This window comes from Microbacterium sp. B35-30 (assembly GCF_010634855.1).
GTDB lineage: Bacteria > Actinomycetota > Actinomycetes > Actinomycetales > Microbacteriaceae > Microbacterium.
In genome coordinates this window covers 23,781-44,149 of record NZ_MWLQ01000036.1, presented here as the reverse complement: position 1 = coordinate 44,149, position 20,369 = coordinate 23,781, and the positions used below count along the sequence as shown (strand labels likewise).

18 protein-coding genes are annotated in these 20,369 nt (G+C 70.4%); 13 read left to right on the top strand and 5 right to left on the bottom strand.

Annotated features, from left to right (window positions below; all coding sequences use genetic code 11):
• Window positions 1-55 precede the first annotated feature (55 nt).
• Window positions 56-2,008, bottom strand: a complete 1,953-nt coding sequence (gene pknB, locus B2K11_RS17630) for a Stk1 family PASTA domain-containing Ser/Thr kinase (protein WP_163620263.1) — start codon at window positions 2,006-2,008, stop codon at window positions 56-58.
• An 83-nt stretch (window positions 2,009-2,091) separates the two neighbouring features.
• A complete protein-coding gene (locus tag B2K11_RS17625; protein ID WP_163620262.1) occupies window positions 2,092-3,354 on the bottom strand; it encodes a LysM peptidoglycan-binding domain-containing protein in 1,263 nt (420 codons plus the stop codon).
• A gap of 200 nt (window positions 3,355-3,554) precedes the next feature.
• Here B2K11_RS17625 and B2K11_RS17620 point away from each other — a divergent pair, with 200 nt between their 5' ends.
• Window positions 3,555-3,905 (top strand): Rv2175c family DNA-binding protein, encoded by a 351-nt coding sequence (locus B2K11_RS17620; RefSeq protein WP_239526216.1) that lies wholly within the window; start codon window positions 3,555-3,557, stop codon window positions 3,903-3,905.
• 76 nt (window positions 3,906-3,981) lie between these two features.
• Here the strand turns inward: B2K11_RS17620 and B2K11_RS17615 are convergent, their stop codons facing one another.
• Window positions 3,982-5,076: a polyprenyl synthetase family protein gene (locus B2K11_RS17615; protein ID WP_239526213.1), complete on the bottom strand. Its 1,095-nt coding sequence runs from the start codon at window positions 5,074-5,076 to the stop codon at window positions 3,982-3,984.
• Between the two features lie 63 nt (window positions 5,077-5,139).
• Between B2K11_RS17615 and B2K11_RS17610 the strand changes: the two genes are divergently transcribed.
• The 10 genes from B2K11_RS17610 (at window position 5,140) to B2K11_RS17565 (ending at window position 16,268) form a co-directional block, all read left to right on the top strand.
• Window positions 5,140-5,505 (top strand): DUF3040 domain-containing protein, encoded by a 366-nt coding sequence (locus B2K11_RS17610; protein WP_163620261.1) that lies wholly within the window; start codon window positions 5,140-5,142, stop codon window positions 5,503-5,505.
• Between the two features lie 198 nt (window positions 5,506-5,703).
• On the top strand, window positions 5,704-6,135 hold the full coding sequence (gene mraZ / locus B2K11_RS17605; protein ID WP_163620259.1) for a division/cell wall cluster transcriptional repressor MraZ: 432 nt from the start codon (window positions 5,704-5,706) through the stop codon (window positions 6,133-6,135).
• A 122-nt stretch (window positions 6,136-6,257) separates the two neighbouring features.
• Window positions 6,258-7,226, top strand: coding sequence for a 16S rRNA (cytosine(1402)-N(4))-methyltransferase RsmH (gene rsmH / locus B2K11_RS17600; RefSeq protein ID WP_163620257.1), 969 nt, complete (start codon window positions 6,258-6,260; stop codon window positions 7,224-7,226).
• The gene (locus tag B2K11_RS17595; protein WP_239526212.1) at window positions 7,223-7,849 is read left to right on the top strand and encodes a hypothetical protein; all 627 of its coding nucleotides are present in this window, start codon (window positions 7,223-7,225) and stop codon (window positions 7,847-7,849) included. The genes rsmH and B2K11_RS17595 overlap by 4 nt, the downstream gene beginning before the upstream one ends.
• A gap of 48 nt (window positions 7,850-7,897) precedes the next feature.
• Window positions 7,898-9,685: a penicillin-binding protein 2 gene (locus B2K11_RS17590; RefSeq protein ID WP_163620256.1), complete on the top strand. Its 1,788-nt coding sequence runs from the start codon at window positions 7,898-7,900 to the stop codon at window positions 9,683-9,685.
• Between the two features lie 41 nt (window positions 9,686-9,726).
• A complete protein-coding gene (gene murF / locus B2K11_RS17585; RefSeq protein WP_163620254.1) occupies window positions 9,727-11,142 on the top strand; it encodes a UDP-N-acetylmuramoyl-tripeptide--D-alanyl-D-alanine ligase in 1,416 nt (471 codons plus the stop codon).
• A complete protein-coding gene (gene mraY, locus B2K11_RS17580) occupies window positions 11,139-12,251 on the top strand; it encodes a phospho-N-acetylmuramoyl-pentapeptide-transferase (protein WP_163620252.1) in 1,113 nt (370 codons plus the stop codon). Before murF ends, mraY begins: the two co-directional genes overlap by 4 nt.
• Window positions 12,248-13,801 carry a UDP-N-acetylmuramoyl-L-alanine--D-glutamate ligase gene (gene murD, locus B2K11_RS17575; protein ID WP_163620267.1) on the top strand — a complete coding sequence of 518 codons (1,554 nt, stop codon included), beginning with the start codon at window positions 12,248-12,250 and terminating at the stop codon, window positions 13,799-13,801. Before mraY ends, murD begins: the two co-directional genes overlap by 4 nt.
• Window positions 13,752-15,029: a putative lipid II flippase FtsW gene (ftsW, locus tag B2K11_RS17570; protein ID WP_163620249.1), complete on the top strand. Its 1,278-nt coding sequence runs from the start codon at window positions 13,752-13,754 to the stop codon at window positions 15,027-15,029. Before murD ends, ftsW begins: the two co-directional genes overlap by 50 nt.
• A 141-nt stretch (window positions 15,030-15,170) precedes the next feature.
• Window positions 15,171-16,268 (top strand): UDP-N-acetylglucosamine--N-acetylmuramyl-(pentapeptide) pyrophosphoryl-undecaprenol N-acetylglucosamine transferase, encoded by a 1,098-nt coding sequence (locus tag B2K11_RS17565; protein WP_163620246.1) that lies wholly within the window; start codon window positions 15,171-15,173, stop codon window positions 16,266-16,268.
• On the opposite strand, the gene B2K11_RS17560 is transcribed toward B2K11_RS17565, so the two are convergent.
• Together B2K11_RS17560 and B2K11_RS17555 are read right to left on the bottom strand one after the other, a co-directional pair.
• Window positions 16,254-16,628, bottom strand: coding sequence for a GntR family transcriptional regulator (locus B2K11_RS17560; RefSeq protein ID WP_163620245.1), 375 nt, complete (start codon window positions 16,626-16,628; stop codon window positions 16,254-16,256). The two genes, B2K11_RS17565 and B2K11_RS17560, sit on opposite strands and share 15 nt — an antisense overlap.
• A complete protein-coding gene (locus B2K11_RS17555; protein ID WP_163620243.1) occupies window positions 16,625-17,539 on the bottom strand; it encodes a hypothetical protein in 915 nt (304 codons plus the stop codon). Before B2K11_RS17555 ends, B2K11_RS17560 begins: the two co-directional genes overlap by 4 nt.
• A 107-nt stretch (window positions 17,540-17,646) precedes the next feature.
• On the opposite strand from B2K11_RS17555, the gene murC reads away from it, so the two are divergent.
• Window positions 17,647-19,137, top strand: coding sequence for a UDP-N-acetylmuramate--L-alanine ligase (murC, locus tag B2K11_RS17550; protein ID WP_239526211.1), 1,491 nt, complete (start codon window positions 17,647-17,649; stop codon window positions 19,135-19,137).
• 6 nt (window positions 19,138-19,143) lie between these two features.
• Complete coding sequence (locus B2K11_RS17545) at window positions 19,144-20,286, top strand: FtsQ-type POTRA domain-containing protein (protein WP_163620242.1); 1,143 nt, start codon at window positions 19,144-19,146, stop codon at window positions 20,284-20,286.
• Window positions 20,287-20,369: the final 83 nt, after the last annotated feature.

The following is a 20,369-nucleotide window of genomic DNA, read 5'->3' as shown; positions in this document are numbered from 1 at the left end:
GAGGCATCCAGGGATCTTCGCTGTCTCTGGGTGGCTGACCTCGCCGGACGACCGGTCAGCCGGTCACGGTGAGCTGGATGTAAACGCGCGTGCCGCGCACTCGCAGCTCTCCCGCGGCCGGGTCGGATGCCGTCACCTCGGTGATGTCGTTGGGAACGACGCCGAAGAACGCGGCGTAGTCGACCTGGAATCCGGCTGCTTCGAGCTTCTCGATCGCCTCGTCGCGGCTGTCCCCGACCACGTCGGGAACCTCGAACAGCGGGGGACCGGTCGACACGACGAGGGTCACGGTGTCACCGGGTGCCCACGGCCGATCCTCCGGCCCGCTCACACCGATGACGCGTCCCTCTTCGATCGTCTCGCTCGTGTCGGTCGCGCTGTCTTCGGCGACGAGGAGGCCGACGCCCTCCAGTTCGCTGCGGGCCGAGCCTTCGCTCTGGTCGACGACATCGGGCACCGGCCCCACAGACACCGACAGGCGCGCGGTGTCGCCCTCGTGAACGACGCACCCGTCCAGGCAGGCGACGTCCTGCGACCCGTCGTCGGCCCCGCCGGCGGGTCGGATCGCCACGCCGAGGACCGTGTCGGGTGCCTGGTCGCTGAAGAACTCGCTGTTCTCCTCGACGGTCTGAACGGACTTCTCGCTCAGCACGGCGCGCGCGTCGGCCTCGGACATGCCGGCGAACGACGCGAAGGTCGCCTCGGCCGGCCCGAGCGAGACGAAGACGTTCACCTCGGTGTCCTTGTCGACGCGTGTGCCCTGCGGGGGGTTCGTGCGGATGACCTGTCCCGCGGCGACCTCGAGGCTGTTCTCACCCTGCTGCACGGCCACCAGCGAGTCCGCGCGGAGGATCTCGGATGCCTCTTCGAAGGTCTTCCCCGTGACATCAGCGACCGCGACCAGAGACCCTGGTCCCGCGCCGAACCACCACCCGAGGCCGCCCGCAAGCGTCGCGAGCAGCAGTGCGAGCACGATGAGCCACGCGCCCCGTGAGCGGCGGCGCTGGGTGGCGCGACGGAGCCGGCCGGCGTTGTCGACCTCTTCCATCGCGGTCGTGGGTCCGGTGGCGGTGCTGGGGAGCACGGCGGTGAGCTCGCCGGTCGGCGCGGTGTCGTCGCGGACGATCCCGATCGGACCGGTGCGTGCCACCACGGGGGAGACGCCCAGCTCGCGCTCGATGTCGCGCAGACGCTGCAGCATCTCGCGTGCGTCGAGGGGCCGCTCGTCGGGCGACTTCTCGGTCGCCCAGAGCACCAGCTCGTCGAGCTGCTCGGGTACGCCCGGGTTCTTCACGCTCGGGCGAGGGACGGAGTCGGTCGCGTGCTGGAAGGCGATCTGCATCGGCTGCTCGCCCTTGTAGGGCTGCTCCCCGGTGAGCATCTCGTAGAGCATGATGCCGATGGCATAGATGTCACTGCGCGCGTCTGCGGTGCCGCGGGTGACGAGCTCGGGCGCCAGGTACGCGATCGTGCCCAGCAGCTGCGCACCCGACGCGGTGTTCGCCGTGGTCGCCCGCGCCAGCCCGAAGTCGCCGATCTTGATGCGCCCGTCCTCGGCGAGGAGTACGTTCTCGGGCTTGACGTCGCGGTGCACGATGCCGGCCCGGTGCGCGGCGGCGAGGCCCGACAGCACGGCGTCCAGGATCGACACCGCCTGCGGCACGGTCAGCCGGCGCTGCTCGCGCAGGAGTTCGCGCAGCGTGATGCCGGGGAGGTACTCCATGACGAGGTAGGCCATGTCGCCGTCCTGGCCCTGGTCGAACACGTTGACCACGTTCGGGTCGGCCAGCCGGGCGGCCGCGCGGGCCTCCTGGATGAACCGGCTCTGGAACACGGTGTCGTCGCTCAGATGGCCGTGCATCACCTTGAGCGCCACACGGCGCTCGAGGCGCAGATCGGTCGCGACGTACACGGTCGCCATGCCCCCTCGGGCGATGCGAGCACGCACCCGGTACCGGCCGTCGACGAGACGGCCGATCAGCGGGTCCGTCTGCTGACTCGTGCTCACGCTGAGAGTCTACGGACGCGGGCCTGCGAGGATGCGGAGCGGCTCACCCCGCGAGATCGTAATGTGACGGTTCCGGATCGCGTTCACCCGAGCGCCGCGAGCCACGCATGCGCCGGTGCCTCCCACTTCGCGTACGCGTCGGGGTATGCAGAGATCTGCACCGCCTGCGCCGCCTGGGTGAACGTGAGGGCCTCCCAGCCGGGGATGTCGCGCAGGCCGCGGGTGCGGTCGCCGTTCGGGTCGCCGGACCCTCCGAAGAAGGCGCGGGTCGCGCGTGCGGCATCCTGAACCTCCGCCTCGGTGCCCCACCCGTAGCTCGGGCGCTGCTGGAACAGGCCGAGCGAATCGCGGTCGCCCCACGTCACGTTGCGCAGCGAAGACTCCTGCATCGCGGTTCCGAGGGCGATCGCGATGGCGCGGTCCGACACGCCCAGCTCGCGACCGATGCGCACGATCAGCTGCGCGTTGCCGACCTGCTCGGCGGTCAGCCCGGGAACGGAGGGGACGGATGCCGGGATCTTGAGCGCCTGGCCGGGGTAGATGATCGATGACCAGCCGAGCCCGTTGGCCGACAGCACCGCGTTGACGCTGACACCGTAGCGCTTCGCGATCCCGCTGATCGTGTCGCCTGCAGCGATCGTATGCGTGCCGGCGACCGGCGCGCTCGGGTCGGGAGCAGGGGCAGGCGCGGGCGCCGCCGGAGCAGGAGCAGATGCGGCGGGCGCGCCCCCGCCGGGGACCGTGAGCGTCTGGCCGGGGTAGATGATCGATGACCAGCCGAGACCGTTGGCCGACAGCACCGCGTTGACGCTGACGCCGTGACGCTGGGCGATGACGCTGATCGTGTCCCCACGCTGGACCGTGTAGGCACCGCCGGCCGGGGCCGGGGCGGGGGCGGGGGCCGGGGCGGGGCTCGCGGGTGCGGGTGCGGCGGCTGCGGCGCCGAGCTTCAGCACCTGCCCCGGGTAGATGGTCGACGACCAGCCGAGTCCGTTGAGCGCGAGCACGTCGCCGGTGCGCAGCCCGAAGCGCGCGGCGATGCGGCTCACGGTGTCGCCGCGCTGGACGGTGTAGGTCGCAGGTGCCGCCTCGGCGGCCATCCGGGCGGCGGCCGGCGCGGCGGAAGCGGCGGCCGGCGCGGGGGTCAGCGTGTGGGATGCGGACGTGGTCGCCATCTCGGGCGCCGCCCCGCGAATGCCGGTCGGCGGGTCGGCCGGCCGGACCGCGTCCACCGCTCGCGTGCCCGCTGCAGCGGCGGCGTCCCCCGTCGCGGCCTGCGCGGGAGCGGCTGAGAGCGTCAGCGCGATCGAGCCGGCGACGGCCACCGGGACCCCGGCGAAGAGCACCCGCGAAGGGCCGGCGCTCCGATGGACGGTATTCCTGGTACTCCGCACCTGTCGCACGAGTTCCCCCCTCAGTCGACTTCGAAAGACCGTGTCACGGAAGTCGATTGGTGTCAACGCCTGCTATAAGAAGAGGCCTGTGTGACTGGAGTGGCCAGAGTGCGAGCACATTCGGTCCCACGTCATCTGAGATAGTTGTCTCCGTGACCTCTGACGACGCTCCCCGCTTCGAGACCGACTGGCTCACTCTTCCGGACCTCGTGGATGTGCTCGGCGAACCGCTCGGCCGGGTGCGCCGCATGCTCGACGAGTTCCAGCTCGTCGGGTCCAAGCGCGACGGCGTGCTGAAAGTCCCGTCCGTCTTCATCGTCGACGGGCATCCGCTGCCGTCGCTGCGCGGCACCGTGTTCGTGCTCCACGACGCCGGCTTCTCGGACGACGAGGCGATCGACTGGCTGCTCAGCCCCGAGGAGTCCATCGGCATGCCGCCGATCGAGGCGCTCCTCGCCGGTCGCAAGAGCGAGGTGCGCCGGGTCGCACGCACGGTGGTCTGAGCCGGGGTAGCCGAGCGGGTCAGCGCGCGCGGTCCAGCTGACGCCCGAGGATCGGTCGCCACGCGACGGCCGGTGCTCAGGTCGTGCGAACGGTCGCGGCGCGCGCCAGATCGCGGAGCTCGCCCACCGCGGCATTGCCGAGGCGTGCACCGGACAGCGCGCGGTCGGCTTCGCGGGCGTAATCGACGATGAGGCGTTCGATGCGGTCGAGCGCTCCGGTGTCGACGATCGTCTGCTGCAGTGACGCGATCTGCTCGGCGTCGAGGTCGGGCTGTCCGATCAGCTCGTCGACGATGCGGCGTGATCCCGGGGCGAGCGCCTCGCGGGCGTACGCGATGAGAACGGTGCGCTTTCCCTCGCGAAGATCGTCCCCTGAGGGCTTGCCGGTGGCCGACTCGTCGCCGAAGACGCCGAGCACGTCGTCGCGCAGCTGGAACGCCATGCCGAGCGGATGCCCGAACGCGGCCAGCGCGGCCGCTTGGGCGGCATCCGCTCCCGCAAGGGCCGCACCGATCGCGAGAGGCTGCTGCACGCTGTACCGCGCGGATTTGAAGGATGCCACGCGCAGCGCCCGCTCGGCGTGCCGCTCGTCGGGCTCGGTCGCGAACGCCGATTCCTCCGCGATGTCGAGGAACTGGCCGAGCGTGACCTCGCGGCGCATCAGGGCGTACTCGCGGCGCGCCGCGGCTGCGCGGTCGGGCGTGGTCTCGGCGAGCCCTTCCTCGAGGAGGTCGTCGCTCCAGGCCACGAGGAGATCGCCGACCAGGATCGCACCCGACCGACCGAAGGCGTCGGCATCGCCGAGCCAGCCGGACACGCGGTGCCCGGTTTCGAGCGCGCGGTGCGCCGCGGGACGGCCGCGGCGGGTATCGGAGTTGTCGATGAGGTCGTCGTGGACGAGCGCGGCGGCATGGAACACCTCGAGCGCCGCGGCTGCTGCCAGCACGGGATGCGGAGCGTCGCCGGCCGGCGCCGACGCCTCCTCCACAGCCCTCCACCCGGCGATGCAGAATCGCCCTCGGAGTCGTTTGCCGCCTGTCGCCGCATCGGCTGCTGCGGAGACGAACCGGTCCGCCTCGGCGCCGGCATCCATCACGTCCTCGCGCTGAGCCGAGATGAACATGTCCACTCGCTGGGAAATGGCTTCGATCGGTTCTGCGGGGGCGGACACGGGCCTAGCCTAGTGAGGAACGGCACGCGTACAATCGAGCCACCGAAGTACAGAGGGGGATGCATGCCACTCTCCGAACAGGAGCAGCGCCTGCTGGACGAGATGGAGCGCCATCTCATGCGCAACGACGCGGATGTCGTCAGCGCGCCCCGCGACGGACGCACTCTGAGCTATCGCAACATCGTCTACGGCACGATCCTCGTGCTGCTGGGGCTCGGCGGTCTCATCGTCGGGGTCTCGCAGCAGCTGATCGTCGTCGGCGTCATCGGCTTCGTCGTGATGCTGGGCGGAGTCCTCCTTGCCGTTACACCGGGCCGCGGTCCCGGCAAGATGCGCGTCGAACCCGACCGACCGGCAAAACCGCAGAATGCCTCGTCGTTCATGGATCGCATGAACGACCGGTGGGACAAGCGGCAGGGCGAGCGCTGAGCATCGCCGCCGGCTGAGTCCGCACGAGAAGCACCGACCTTCGGGTCGGTGCTTTTTTGTTGCCCGAAAACCCCCTCGATTCCCATGCGCGACGCTGCGCGGGAGTGGATTGTCATCGAATCGATAGCAAAGTGGAGGAGAGTGGAGTAAAGTGGCGTACAACCCGGGGGGGCCGGACGAAGGGGGTGTGATGTACCGATGCTTTTGGGCACGCACACACCCAAGCTCGATGACAAAGGTCGCGTCATCCTCCCGGCGAAGTTCCGCGACGATCTCGGTGGGGGTGTCGTCGTGACGCGCGGGCAGGATCGCTGCCTGTACGTGTTCAGCGAGAAGGAGTTCGAACGGGTGCACGACCGCATCCGCGAGGCACCGCTCGCCAACAAACAGGCACGCGACTTCCTGCGCATGTTCCTCTCGGGTGCCAGTGCCGAGAAGCCCGACAGTCAGAACCGCATCACGATCCCCCCTCCGCTGCGCGCATACGCCGGCCTGGAGCGCGACCTCGTCGTCACCGGCGTCGGCGCCCATGCCGAGATCTGGGACGCCACGGCATGGAACACCTATGCCGAGGCCAACGAAGAGACATACGCCGAGCTGGAGCAGGAGGTGATTCCGGGCCTGTTCTGAGGCTCCTGTCGCCTGAGCCCTGACTCCCAGCCGCTCCCGCCCTGTCGCCACTTCCCCGGTGCCAGGTCAGAGCGGATGGGGATCAGGACCCAGGAGACAAGACCCCGGAGGCCCCGACGACCATGAACCTGCGCGACATCCACACCCCGGTCCTGCTCGAGCGCTGCATCGAGCTGCTCGCCCCCGCGCTCCAGCGCGAGGGCGCGGTCTTCGTCGATGCCACGCTCGGCATGGGCGGTCACTCCGAGGCGTTCCTCGAGCGCTTCCCGAACCTGCACCTGGTCGGTCTCGACCGCGACACCGATGCGCTGCGCATCGCGGGGGAGCGCCTGGCGCGCTTCGGCGATCGCATCACTCTCGTGCACACCGTCTACGACGGGATCGCGGATGCCGTCACCTCCAGCGGTTTCGCCGCGGCAGACGGCATCCTGTTCGATCTGGGCGTCTCGTCGCTGCAGCTCGACGTCGCCGACCGCGGCTTCGCCTACGCCCAGGATGCCCCCCTCGACATGCGCATGGACCAGTCGGCGGGCACGACCGCGGCCGACATCCTCGCCACCTACGGCGAGGGCGACCTCCGCCGCATCTTCGAGCGCTACGGCGAGGAGAAGCTCGCCGGACGCTACGCGCGGGCCATCATCGCGGCCCGCTCGCAGGCGCCGATCGAGCGGTCGGGGCGGCTCGTCGAGATCCTGCAGGCTGCGACCCCCGCGGCCGTGCAGCGCGCGGGTCACCCGGCCAAGCGCGTGTTCCAGGCGCTGCGCATCGAGGTCAACCGCGAGCTGTCGGTGCTCGAGCGCGCCATTCCCGCGGCCCTGGACATCCTCCCGGTCGGCGGACGCATGGTCGTGCTGTCGTACCAGTCCCTCGAGGACCGGCTGATCAAGCGCGCCTTCGCCGAGGCATCCGCTTCCACCGCGCCCGCGGGCCTGCCCGTCGAGCTTCCCGAACATGCTGCCAAGTTCCGACTGCTCGTCAAAGGTGCCGAGCTCGCCACCGACGAGGAGCGCGCGGTGAACCCGCGCGCGACACCGGTACGCCTGCGCGCCGCCGAGCGCGTCCGGTCCGAGCACGCGGGAGGTGCGTCATGAGCACGATCGCGAACGCCACGACGGCGGCCAGCCTTTCGGGGTCCGCTGTGCGCCGACCCGTCGGCAGCGCCGCACCGGATCGAGCGGATGCCCCGCGCCGGCGTCTGCAGGTCGTCGATGCGCCGGCTCGCCGGCGTCGGCCCAAGCTCTTCTACGGGATCGTCGCGGTGATGGGGGCGTTCCTCATCGCAGCGGCGCAGATGTCGCTGTCGATCATGACGACGCAGGGGACGTACGAGCTCGCAGCCCTGACCAAGGAGCAGCGCGACCTGACGTACGAGAAGCAGATCCTCTACGACGACGTCGCCGGGCTGAGCTCGCCGCAGTACCTCGCCGCGAACGCCGCCGCGCTCGGCATGGTGATCAACGAGGCGCCGAGTTACCTGCGGCTGAGCGACGGCTCGATCCTCGGTCCGTCGGAGGTGGCGATGGGATCGTCGTCGGTCGACGCGATCGGCCGAGGTGCGGTGGCCAACGCGCTCATCACGGACACCCCGCTGGTCACGGTGCCCGACGCCACGATCGACGGCGTCCCCGTCGACGTTGGTGGGACGCCCGACGGCGGAGTCGGCAACACTCCGCCGCCCCTCACCGACGGACTGCCCACCCCGAGCACACACTGAACCGACGGCAGCCGATACGAGAACGCGAGATCAGAGCACGAGACGGACATGACGACACGAAGCACGAGAAGTCCCCGCCGCCGCACGGTCGTCGCTCTCGCCGTCGTCCTGGCCGTCCTCGCGGGCTTCATCGTGCGACTCGTCGACATCCAGGTCGTGAACGCCGACGACCACGTCAAGGATTCGCTCGACACCGCCTTCGCCGGCCAGCAGAAGCTGTACGGCGCACGCGGCACGATCATCGACGAGACGGGTCAGACCCTGGCAGGAAGCATCCTGCGCTACGACTGCCAGCTCGATCCGCTCCTCCTCACGCAGACCGATGCGGACGTCCTCGCGGAGAAGTCGGAATCGCGCCTCTGGGCGGACGTGTCGAACGACGTGGCCGAGATCACCGGCCAGACCCCTGAAGAGGTGCGCACGATCGTGGGCACCGCCCTCGCCGAGGACCCGGAGACGCGGTACGCCAAGCTCCGGAACGGCGTGTCGACCGAGCAGTTCCGCGCCCTGGCCGACCTCAAGATGCCCTACATCACCTGCAACTCCCACCCCGCACGCGCCTATCCGGACGGGGCCGTCGCGGGCAACCTGGTCGGCTTCATGGGAACGGACGGCGAGGCGCTGGAAGGGCTCGAGCAGTCGCAGAACGACTGTCTGGCTGCGACCAACGGCGAGCGCCGCTACGAGCGCGGCAAGGACGGCGTCGTCATCCCCGGCACCGAGACCGAGACCCCGGCAACGGACGGCGGCACGCTGGAGCTGACGATCAATCGGGATCTGCAGTGGTACCTGCAGCAGCTCATCGCCGAGCAGACGCAGAACATGGCCGCGCAGCACGGCTCGATCCTCGTGTACGAGGTCAAGACCGGAAAGGTGCGGGCGGCGGCCGAGTACCCGACCGTCGACCCCAACGACGTGGACGCGACCGCAGCGGACGACCGCACCAGCCAGATCCTTCGTGGGACGTTCGAACCCGGGTCGACTTTCAAAGGCCTGACCGCGGCGACCGTCATCGACGCGGGCGGACAGTCGCCGGATTCCACCGTCGTGGCGTCCGGGCTGGAGAACTTTCCCAACGGCGCGCGCGTGCGCGACTCCTTCCAGCACCCGGCGCACACCTACACGCTCACCGGCGTGCTGATCGACTCGTCGAACGCCGGAATCTCGAAGTTCAGCGAGAAGGTCGACAACCAGACGCGCTACGACTATTTCCAGCGCTTCGGCATCGGTCAAGGCGCGTCGACCGGCTATCCTCTCGAAGCGAACGGCCTGATCCATCCCGTCGAGGAGTGGGGTGCGCAGACGGCGTACAACACCTCGTTCGGTCAGGGTGTCACCACCACGATGCCCGAACTGGCCCGCGCGTACGGGGCGATCGTCAACGGCGGCGTCAAGATGCCGCTGCAGATCATCGAGTCCTGCACCAAGCCCGACGGCACGGTGATCGAGCCGGATCTCGCCGAGCCCGAGCGGGTCGTCAGCGAGAGCACGTCGGCCCAGATGCGCGAGATGCTCGAGAACGTGTTCCTGCAGGCCCCCTACGCCAAGACCGTCGAGATCCCCGGCTATCGCATCGGCGGCAAGACCGGCACCGGCGAGAAGGCCGACCTGGTCAACGGCGGCTACAAGCAGGGCGTCTACTACACGACGATGGTGGGCTTCGCGCCGGCCGACGACCCGCAGTACGTGGTGGTCGTCACTCTGGACGAGCCGACGAAGGTAACATCGTCTGCGGCCAACGCGACGGCGTTCCAGAAGGCCATGACCCAGGTTCTCAAGACCTACCGCGTCATGCCCTCGACGACGTCGCCGGAGCTGCTGCCCAAGTTCGGGTAGTCCTGTGCCGGATTACTGCTGAGGGCCGGAGTACCCCCAAGATGATCGCGCTCACCATCGCCCAGATCGCCCGTGCCCTCGCGGGCGAGGTGCACTTCGCCGACGGCGACACGCCCGACACGCTCATCTCGGGAGCGGTCGACACCGATTCCCGGCTCATCGCTCCGGGCGGCGTGTTCGTCGCGAAGCCCGGCGACGAGACCGACGGGCACCTGTTCGTCGACTCGGCGGTCGAGAAGGGCGCGGCGCTGGCGATCGTCGAGCGCCGGGTCGGCGCCGACGTCACGCAGGTGGTCGTGCCCGACGCGGTCGCCGCCCTCGCAGACCTCGCGCGCGAGGTCGTGCAGCGCGTCCGGGATGCCGGTGACCTGCGCGTCGTCGGCATCACCGGGTCGAACGGCAAGACCACGACGAAGAACCTGCTCGCCCGCATCCTCGAGGGCGAGGGCGAAGCCGTCTCTCCGAAGGCCTCGTTCAACAACGAGGTCGGCGCGCCGCTGACGATGCTGCGCGTCACCGAGACCACGGAGTTCCTCGTGAGCGAGTTCGGTGCGAGCGCGCCGGGTGAGATCGCGCGGCTCGCAGGGCTCGTCGACCCCGATGTCGGCGTCGTCCTCATGGTGGGCATGGCGCACGCCGGCGGGTTCGGCGGCATCGAGGCGACCTTCCACGCCAAGTCCGAGCTCGTCCGGGCGCTGAGCGCCGGGGGAGTGGCGGTGCTCAACGCGGACGACGCCCGCGTCGCCGCGATGGCCCCGATCGCCGCCGAGCAGGGCGCTGCCGTGCGCTGGTTCGGCCGCGGCGCCGCCGCCGCAGATGTCCGCGCCGACGATGTCGTGGTGACGGCATCCGGAACGTCCTTCACGGTGACCGCCGACGGGATCTCGCTGCCGCTCCGCCTGCGCGTGCTGGGCGAGCACCACGTCATGAACGCCCTCGCCGCCATCGCCGCGGCGACCACCCTCGGTGTCTCGCTCGCCGACGCCGTCGCGCGTCTCGAGACCGTGGAGATCGCCGAGCGGTGGCGCATGCAGCCGCTCGGGTCGGATCGCGTCCGCATCATCAACGACGCCTACAACGCGAGCCCCGACTCGATGTCGGCCGCCCTGCGCACCCTCGCCCAGATCACCGGTCCGGGCGAGCGCACCGTCGCGGTCCTGGGGGCGATGAGCGAGCTCGGCGAATACGCGGAGGAGGAGCACGACCGCGTCGGTCTGCTCGCGGTGCGGCTCGGCATCCAGCGCATCGTCGTCGTGGGCGACGCCGCGCGCCGGATGTACCTCGAAGCCGTCGCCCAGGGCTCGTGGGACAACGAGGCCGTCTTCTTCGCGACGGCCGATGAGGCCTTCGACTACCTGCAGGGTGAGCTGCGCGACGGTGACCGTGTGCTCGTGAAGTCGTCGAACTCGGCGGGACTGCGGTTCCTCGGCGATCGTCTGGGAGAATCGTTCTCGTGAGATCTCTCCTGACCGCGGCGGCGATCTCGCTGGCATTCACGCTCTTCCTCACCCCCGTATTCCTGCGGCTCTTCCGCAAGTGGGGCTGGGGTCAGGTGATCCGCACGCCGGAGGACATCCGCAACCCGAACCACCAGACGAAGCGCGGCACGCCCACCATGGGCGGCACCATCTTCATCGTCGGCACGATCGTCGGCTACCTGGTCGGCTGCTACGTGGGGAACAACCCGCCGACGATCTCGGGCCTGCTCGTCATCTGGATGATGGTGGGCCTTGGCACGGTCGGCTTCATCGACGACTACATGAAGGTGCGCCAGCAGAAGTTCATGGGACTGAGCGGCTGGCGCAAGATCGTCGGCCAGGTCATCGTGACGGTGCCGTTCGGCATCGTCGCCCTGGCCTTCCCGAACGAGTTCGACCAGACGCCGGCCTCGCCGTATGTGTCGGTGTTCCGCGATGTGCCGGTGCTCGGATTCATGACCCTCGGCCTCATCGTCGGCTGGATCCTCTACCTGGCGTGGGTCACCTTCATCGGAGTGGCCTTCTCGAACAGCACGAACGTGACGGACGGCCTCGACGGCATGGCGGCGGGCGCCGGCATCTTCGTCATCGGCGCCTACAGCCTCATCGCGTTCTGGCAGTTCAACCAGGCGTGCTGGGGTGGCGAGGGACTCTCGGCGGCCGCCAAAGCCGCGTGCTATCCGACCCGGGACCCGTTCGACCTGGCGATCATCTCGGCCTCGTTCGTCGGCGCGCTGGTCGGATTCCTCTGGTGGAACGCGCCGAAGGCCAAGGTCTTCATGGGTGACGTCGGGTCGATGGCGATCGGCGGCGTCATCGCCGCGATGGCGATCCTCACGCGCACCGAACTGCTCGCCGTGCTCGTCGCCGGTGTCTTCATCATCGGCCCGGGCTCGGTGATCCTGCAGCGCCTCTACTTCAAGATCACGCGCGGCAAGCGGCTCTTCCTGATGAGCCCGTTCCACCACCATCTCGAACTCCGCGGCTGGTCGGAGGTCACCATCGTCGTGCGCATGTGGATCATCGCGGGCCTCCTCGCGGTGTCGGGCGTCGGCTTCTTCTACGTCGAATGGCTCTCGCGCACATGACCTCGGAACGCCTGTCCACTCTCACCAGCTGGAACGCCGACTGGAAGGGGCTGCGGGTCGCGGTGCTCGGGATGTCGGTCACCGGCTTCTCCGTCGCCGACACGCTCGCCGAGCTCGGCGCCGAGGTGCTCGTCGTGACCGAGAGCGCCGACGAGGAGTACGAGCGCCTGCTGCCGGTCATCGGGGTGCGGCTCTGGACCGGGAGCCTCGACGCCGTGCCGGCCGAGCTCGCGGACTTCGCGCCGGAGGTCGTCGTGGCGTCGCCGGGCTTCGCGCCTCGGCATCCGCTCATCTCGTGGGCTCGTGAGAACGACATCGCACTTTGGGGAGACGTCGAGCTCGCGTGGCGGGTGCGCGACAAGGTGGTGCGATCGGACGGCACGCCCGCGGACTGGATCCTGATCACCGGCACCAACGGCAAGACCACGACCACCCGACTCACCGCGACCATGCTCGTCGCCGGCGGCCTCAGGGCTGCCCCCGTGGGTAACATCGGCACTCCCGTGCTCGACGCGGTGCGCGACCCCTCCGGGTTCGACGCGCTGGTGGTCGAGCTCTCGAGCCACCAGCTCTGGTACCTCGGGCTGCAGGACTCGCCTGATCCGTTGTCGCCGTGGGCGGCGGTGTGTCTCAACCTCGCCGACGACCACCTCGAGTGGCACGGCTCGTTCGACGCCTACCGCGCCGCGAAGGCGCAGGTGTACGACAACACGCGCGTCGCGTGCGTGTACAACAAGGCGGATGCCGCGACCCAGCGCATGGTCGAAGACGCCGAGGTGGTCGAGGGGGCGCGCGCGATCGGCTTCGATCTGGGCGTGCCCGGTCCGAGCGACCTCGGGGTCGTCGAGGGCATCGTGGTCGATCGCGCCTTCCTGGACGACCGGCGCACCAGCGCGCTGGAGCTCACCACGGTGGAGGAGCTGGCCGCGAAGGGCCTCGCCGCGCCCCACATCGTCGCGAACATCCTGGCCGCCGCCGCGCTGGCGCGGTCGATGGATGTCGCACCCGCGGCGATCCGCGATGCCCTGCGCGACTTCCGGCTCGACCCGCACCGCATCGAGGTCGTCGCGCAGCACGAGGGCATCACCTGGGTCGACGACTCCAAGGCCACCAACCCGCACGCCGCGGCTTCGTCGCTCGCGGCGTACCCCGGTGCCGTGTGGGTCGTCGGCGGCCTGCTCAAGGGCGTCGACGTGTCGGAGCTCGTCTCGGGCCGGGGCGCAGGCACCAAGGCGGCCATCGTGATCGGCGTCGACCGGGCGGCGGTGCTCGCCGCGTTCGAGCGACACGCGCCCGCGGTGCCGGTGTTCGAGGTCGAGGCCGTTGAGACTGAAGAGGTCATGGCGCAGGTCGTCGAACTGGCGGCAGGGGTGGCGCGTGACGGGGACGTGGTTCTGCTCGCTCCCGCTGCGGCATCCTTCGACCAGTTCGCCTCCTACGCGGACCGCGGTCGCAGATTCGCTGCCGCGGTGAGGGATCGGATCGGAACGGGGGAGCAGCGTGACCACGACGCAGCCGCCGCGGACCCGGCAGACCCCGACGCCGCCTGAACCGCCCGCCCGCCGCGGACTCGCCGCGCGGGTGTCGCTCGGCCGCGTCTTCGCGCCGGTGCCCAGCGAGTTCCTGCTCATCGCCTCGACGGCGCTCCTGCTGACGGTCTTCGGGCTCGTCATGGTGCTGTCGGCGACGTCCGCCACTGCGACGGCCGCCGGCGAGGCGCCGTGGGAGATGGTGATCAAGCAGGTCATGTTCGCCGTGATCGGCATCCCGCTGATGTTCGTCGCCAGCCGTCTGCCCGTCGCCTTCTGGAAGAAGATCGCGTGGCCGGCGCTGATCTTCGGCATCGCCTTCCAGCTGCTGGTGTTCATTCCCGGGCTCGGCATCGACATGGACGGCAACCGCAACTGGATCAACGTCGGCGGCGTCCAGGCGCAGCCGTCGGAGTTCCTCAAGCTCGCGCTGGCGATCTGGGTCGCGTTCGTGCTCTTCCGCAAGCGCACGCTCCTCGCCGACTGGCGTCACGTCTACATCCCGCTGGTGCCGGTTGCGGGCCTCGCGCTGGCGACGGTGATCGCGGGCAGCGACCTCGGCACGGCGATGATCCTCGCCCTGATCGTGCTCGGCGGGCTGTTCTTCTCCGGGGTGAAGCTGCGCGTGTTCATCCTGCCGATGCTGGCGGCCGCCGGCTTCGTCGCGTTCTACTTCCTCACCAGCGCCGACCGCATGCGGCGGTTCTGGAGCTTCCTGAACCCGAACTGCCTGGCGGACTACTACAACGACTGCTATCAGCCGCTGCACGGCATCTGGGGACTCGCCAGCGGCGGGATCTTCGGTCTGGGCCTCGGCAACTCCCGTGAGAAGTACGACTGGCTGCCGGCCGCGGCGAACGACTACATCTTCGCGATCGTCGGGGAGGAGCTCGGGCTCATCGGCTGCGCCGTCGTGCTGACGCTGTTCGCGCTCTTCGCCGTCGGCGCGTTCCACGTCATCCGCAAGACGGACGACCCGTTCGTGCGCATCGCCGCGGGTGGCATCACGGTGTGGATCGTGGGCCAGGCGCTGATCAACATCGGCGTCGTCCTGCGCGTCTTCCCCGTGCTGGGCGTGCCGCTGCCCTTCATGTCGCAGGGCGGCACCTCGCTGGTGTCGGTGCTGCTGGCCTCGGGCGTCCTGCTGGCGTTCGCGCGGTCGCTGCCCGCCTCCGTCGCCCGGCGCGAGGCGGCGATCGCCGAGGCCCGAGCGGCCCGCGAGCGCGCCAAGCTCCGCGCCGTGCGCTGAGCCGAGGCATCCGTCGGGGTCCATGTCGTGCGGTGTGTGCGGGTTCGGGGCGCGGCGCGACCGCTTGGGGCGCGTGACGCGCGCCCCAAGCGTCCGCCGTGCGCCCCAAACCCTGTCGGCCTGGCCGGGTAGGCTCGGGGAGTGACGACGTACCTCCTGGCCGGCGGCGGTACCGCCGGACACGTCAACCCGCTCCTGGCTGTCGCCGATGCCCTGCGGGCCCGCGACCCCGAGGCCGAGGTGCTCGTGCTCGGCACCCGCGAAGGGCTCGAGGCACGGCTGGTGCCCGAGCGCGGCTACGAGCTGCTCTTCGTCGACAAGGTGCCGTTCCCGCGTCGGCCGAACCCGGCCGCGGCCGCCTTCCCGGCGCGGTTCCGCCGTGCGATCGCGCAGGTGCGCGCGCACATCTCCGCACGCCGCGTCGACGTCGTCGTCGGCTTCGGCGGCTACGCGTCGGCCCCCGCGTACATGGCGGCACGCCGCGAGCGCGTTCCGTTCGTCGTGCACGAGGCGAACGCGCGTCCCGGGCTCGCGAACGTGCTGGGCGCACGGTCGGCTGCCGGCGTCGGAGTCGCTTTCGAGGGCACACCGCTGAGGGGCTCTCGTGTCGTCGGGATGCCGCTGCGCCGCGAGATCGTCACGCTCGACCGCGACGCGCTCCATGCCGAGGCCGCCGCGCACTTCGGCCTCGGCCCGGCGAAGCCGGTGCTGCTGGTTTTCGGCGGCTCCCTCGGCGCACAGCGCCTGAACGCGGCGTTCGGTGAGGGTCACGGCGCCGGCTGGCGCGATGTGCTCGATGCCGGCTGGCAGCTGCTGCACGTGACCGGTGAGCGTTCGGAGCTGCCCGACCCGGGCGCCGCAGGCTACGCCGTGCGCCGCTACGTCGACCGCATGGACCTCGCCTTCGCGCTGGCGGACTTCGTCGTGTCGCGGGCAGGAGCGGCGACCGTCAGCGAGCTCAGCGCGCTCGGCATCCCGACCGTCTACGTGCCCTACGCGGTCGGGAACGGCGAACAGGCGCTCAACGCCTCGTCTGCGATCCGCGCCGGCGCGGCGGTGCTGATTCCGGACGCCGAGTTCACCGGCGACCGCGTGCGCGCAGAGGTCATCCCGCTGCTGTCCGACGACGCTCGGCGTGCCGCGATGGCGGCGGCTGCGGCATCCGTCGGCACCCGGACCGGCACCGAGAACGTTGTCGAGATGATCGACGAAGCGCTCCGGGAGTCAGGACGCGGGTGAGGTCTCGCCCCCGCGCAGCGCGGCGGTGACGATGGCGAGAGCCTCGTCGGCGTCGAGGCGCAGGTCGCGCACCTGGGCCGCGAAGGCGGCGGCGGCCCGCTGCAGCTGCTGACGCGCAGGGTCGGCGTCGAACGCCACGAACGTGCCGTTGCGGCCGCGGGTCTCGATGACGCCGGATGCCTCGAGCTCTCGGTACGCGCGTGCCACGGTGCCCGGCGCGATGCCCAGCTCTTCGGCGAGGCGCCGGACCGTGGGAAGCCGTTCGCCGGCACCCAGCTCCCCGGATGCGACGGAGTCGACCAGCCCGGCGCGGAGCTGCTCGAACGGCGGGACGGGCGAGGACGGGTCGATGACGATCATGCGAACTGCTCCTCTGAAGCGGGCGTCGCCGGATGAAGGAAGTCAGGGTAGATCGAAGCAGGCAACTTGCCCTGACCGAGGGTGTAGAGCACTTGGATCGCGGGGATACCCCACCACGGGAACAGTGCCGAAACGTCGCTGGATCCTGGAAGCAGCCAGGCATCTGCGCTGAGCGTGAGGGCGCATCCGAGCGGGAGCCAAGCCGCGGTCGCCGCGCCCATCCGGAGCACGCTGAGCGCGTCCGCGCGGAACAGATCGTCCCATGCGAGTTCGAGGGTGTCGGAGGCGGGCTGCGGCTGCGCGAGCACGAGGCGCTCGGCGAACCTGCCGCCGACCGCGGTGAGGACGGCGAAACCCAGCGCGGTGTAGGCGAGCACCAGCTCAACGCGATCGACGGGGCGGAGCGCGGCAGTGACCGCGAGGATCGCACAGCTCGCCGTGGCGGCGACCAGGAGGACGGGCGGCGTCAGTCGGCGCCCGCGCCCGACGTAGTCGCGGACACGGAGCGCGCGCGGGCGAGCGACACGGACGGCCGTGGGCGCCGGATGGAAGAGCCGTTCGCGGAGGTTGACAACCACCGCCGTCGCCGTCAGGACGACGAGGAAGATCGACAGCGTGACGAGCCACAGGAACTGTGGGCTCGACGACAGTGGGGTAGCCGCGAACACCACGGACGCTGCGATGACGGTCGCGAGAAGACCCCACATATTCGCCCTGAGCAGGGATCTGGTGCGGTGGCGAACGCTGAGGGCCATCGCCTCCGAACCGAACGGCAGACGCGCACGCAACGCGGTCCGGTAGGCCGGCGTCGCGCCGAAGTCCGCACCGCGTGAAGCGATCAAGGCGATGACGGCCACCGCGGCGATTCCGGCGAGAACGCCCCCGTTGAATGTGGTGACCCAATCGAGCATGAGGCGATCGTGTCACGTTTTGTATCAATGTGTCAATACAGTTCCGAGGCGCCTGCTCAGCGCGCCGGGGCCGCGGAGACCGTCACCCAACTTAGGATTGACGGGCCATGATCAGACCCGATCTCAGTCTTCCCATCCCCGACGACATCACCGCCGCCCACTTCATCGGAATCGGCGGATCCGGCATGTCGGGGCTCGCCCGCATGTTCCTCGAGCGCGGCATCCGCGTGTCGGGGTCCGACCGCGCCGACAGCAAGGGGCTGCGCGAGCTCGCCGAGCTCGGTGCGACGGTCCACGTCGGCCATGACGCAGCGAATCTCTCCGACGACGTCGACACGGTCGTGCACACGGGCGCCATCTGGCCCGAGAATCCCGAGTTCCTGCTGGCCAAGCAGCGAGGGCTGCACGTGATCCACCGCTCGCAGGCGCTGTACTGGCTGATCGGCGGACGCCGGCTCGTGTCGGTCGCCGGCGCTCACGGCAAGACCACGTCGACGGGCATGATCGTCACGGCGCTGCGCGACATCGGGGTCGACCCGACGTTCGTCAACGGCGGCGTCATCGCGCAGCTCGGCGTATCGAGTGGCAGCGGGCGGGACGACCTCTTCGTCATCGAAGCCGACGAGTCGGACGGCACATTCCTGCTGTACGACACGTCGATCGCGCTCATCACCAACGTGGACCCCGACCACCTCGACCACTGGGGCACGCGGGACGCCTTCTACGCCGCGTTCGCCCGGTTCGCGAACGAGGCGCGCGAGGCGGTCGTGATCTCGTCCGACGACGCCGGCGCCCAGCTCGTGACGGCGCAGCTCACCCATTCGCGCGTCGTGACCTTCGGCGAGGCCGAGGGAGCGACGGTGCGCGTCGCCGACGTCGTCACCGACGGCCCTGTCTCGTTCCGCCTCACCCACGACGGGGTCACGGTCGACGCGCAGCTTCCCATCCCGGGCGCCCACAACGCGATCAATGCGGCCGGCGCCGTCGCGGTGCTCCTCACACTCGGCCATTCACTCGAGCCGGCCGTGCGCGCCGTCGAGGGGTTCGCGGGCACCGTGCGCCGCTTCGAGCTCCACGGCGTCGAGCGCGGCGTGAGCGTCTTCGACGATTACGCGCACCACCCGACCGAGGTCGCCGCCGCCCTTGCCGCGGCGCGCACGGTCGTCGGCGACGGGCGCATCATCGCGATCCAGCAGCCCCACACCTACTCCCGCACGAAGGACATGTACCAGGAGTTCGCCGACGTGCTCGAGCGCTATGCCGACCACACGGTCATGCTCGACGTGTACGGCGCGCGCGAAGACCCCGTGCCGGGAGTGACCGGCGAGCTGGTGAGCGATGCCTTCGCCGACCCGTCGCACGTGCACTTCGTGCCCGACTGGCAGGAGGCCGCCGACTACACCGCGTCGGTCGCCCGCGCAGGCGACTACGTCATCACCCTCGGCTGCGGCAATGTGAACCTGATCATCCCCCAGGTGCTCGAGGCGCTCGGTCGCGCGCGCGGCGGAACGACGAGCCCCGATGTCTTCACTCCCGCCCGGCCTTCTGGCCTGGCCGACCCGTCGGGCCCCGCCGGCCTGTCCAGTACCGCGGAGTAGGACCGCATGCGCCGCCCGTCGCCGTTGCCGCAGCCGCCGGTCGCCTCGCGCGGCCAGGCGCGTGCGGGTGCGCCGACCCCGCCGGCCGACGACCACACGGCCGGCGACGACTGGGCCGGCGTCGCCCCGGCCGACGACTACTCGATCGAGGATCGTCCGGTTGAGGACCATCCGACCGAGGATCTCTCCGCCCTCCGTGAGGCTGGGCCTCGCGCGACTGAATCCGCCCGCGAGACGCAGGCCGGCAGCACGAACTCCGCCCTGACGGACGGGAACGACACGGCCCGGGTCATCCCGCTGTCATCGCCGACCGCCCTGCCCAGCGCGGCCCCCGCGCCGGACTCGGGGCGGGCACCCGGCTCTGCCGCGAAGACGGATGCCGGGGACGTCGGCTTCCGCGAGGTCTGGCGGGCATCGCGTGCCCGTCGCAAGGCGCTGCGCGCCGAGATCCGCCGCTTCACCGTGCGACAGCGACGGCGGCGCGCGATCTGGCTCGGGGCCGCGGCATCCGTCCTCCTCCTGGCGCTCGGAACGCTCGGTGCGGCGTACAGCCCGCTCTTCGGCGTGGAGAGGATCTCGGTCGTCGGGGCGCAGCAGCTCGCGGCGGACGACATCTCCGACGCGCTGGCGACCCAGCTGGGCACGCCTCTGCCGCTGGTCGACGAGAGCGCCGTGAAGGCCGCGCTCGTCGCCTTCCCGCTGATCGAGACGTACGCCCTCGAGGCCCGGCCGCCCCATGAGCTCGTGGTGCGGATCGTCGAGCGCACGCCGATCGGCCTGATCGAGACCCGCGCGGGCTACACGCTCGTGGACGCCGCGGGCGTCGCGCTGTCGACGGCGGCGACGCCGAGCGCCGGCATGCCCGTGCTCGCGATCGCGGGCGGCATCGACTCCGACGCCTTCGCGGCGGCCGGACAGGTGATGCGCGCGCTGCCGGACGACATCCGTGCACAGGTGACGGAGGTGACCGCGTCGACCCCCGATGACGTGACGCTCACCCTCGGCGGGTCGAATGCGCAGGTGGTGTGGGGGAGCGCGGACCGGTCGGCGGACAAGGCGCTGAATCTCGCCAAGATGATGGCCCAGCGTCCACCGGCGGACGTCACGACCTACGACGTGACGTCGCCTGAGGTCGTCGTCGTCCGCTGAGCCTTCTCCTGACGGCCACTTCCGGGACCGGATGCGGCGACACGCCGTTCCGTTGCGGCCGAGCGCGCAGTGTCCGCTTACTT

Excerpts from the sequence above, each read along its gene's own strand:
- murF (WP_163620254.1), top strand. The coding sequence starts at position 9,727 with ATGATCGCGCTCACCATCGCCCAGATCGCCCGTGCCCTCGCGGGCGAG.
- B2K11_RS17545 (WP_163620242.1), top strand. The coding sequence starts at position 19,144 with ATGCGCCGCCCGTCGCCGTTGCCGCAGCCGCCGGTCGCCTCGCGCGGC.
- B2K11_RS17590 (WP_163620256.1), top strand. The coding sequence starts at position 7,898 with ATGACGACACGAAGCACGAGAAGTCCCCGCCGCCGCACGGTCGTCGCT.
- murC (WP_239526211.1), top strand. The coding sequence starts at position 17,647 with ATGATCAGACCCGATCTCAGTCTTCCCATCCCCGACGACATCACCGCC.
- B2K11_RS17595 (WP_239526212.1), top strand. The coding sequence starts at position 7,223 with ATGAGCACGATCGCGAACGCCACGACGGCGGCCAGCCTTTCGGGGTCC.
- B2K11_RS17555 (WP_163620243.1), bottom strand. The coding sequence starts at position 17,539 with ATGCTCGATTGGGTCACCACATTCAACGGGGGCGTTCTCGCCGGAATC.
- B2K11_RS17610 (WP_163620261.1), top strand. The coding sequence starts at position 5,140 with ATGCCACTCTCCGAACAGGAGCAGCGCCTGCTGGACGAGATGGAGCGC.
- B2K11_RS17560 (WP_163620245.1), bottom strand. The coding sequence starts at position 16,628 with ATGATCGTCATCGACCCGTCCTCGCCCGTCCCGCCGTTCGAGCAGCTC.
- murD (WP_163620267.1), top strand. The coding sequence starts at position 12,248 with ATGACCTCGGAACGCCTGTCCACTCTCACCAGCTGGAACGCCGACTGG.
- mraZ (WP_163620259.1), top strand. The coding sequence starts at position 5,704 with ATGCTTTTGGGCACGCACACACCCAAGCTCGATGACAAAGGTCGCGTC.
- rsmH (WP_163620257.1), top strand. The coding sequence starts at position 6,258 with ATGAACCTGCGCGACATCCACACCCCGGTCCTGCTCGAGCGCTGCATC.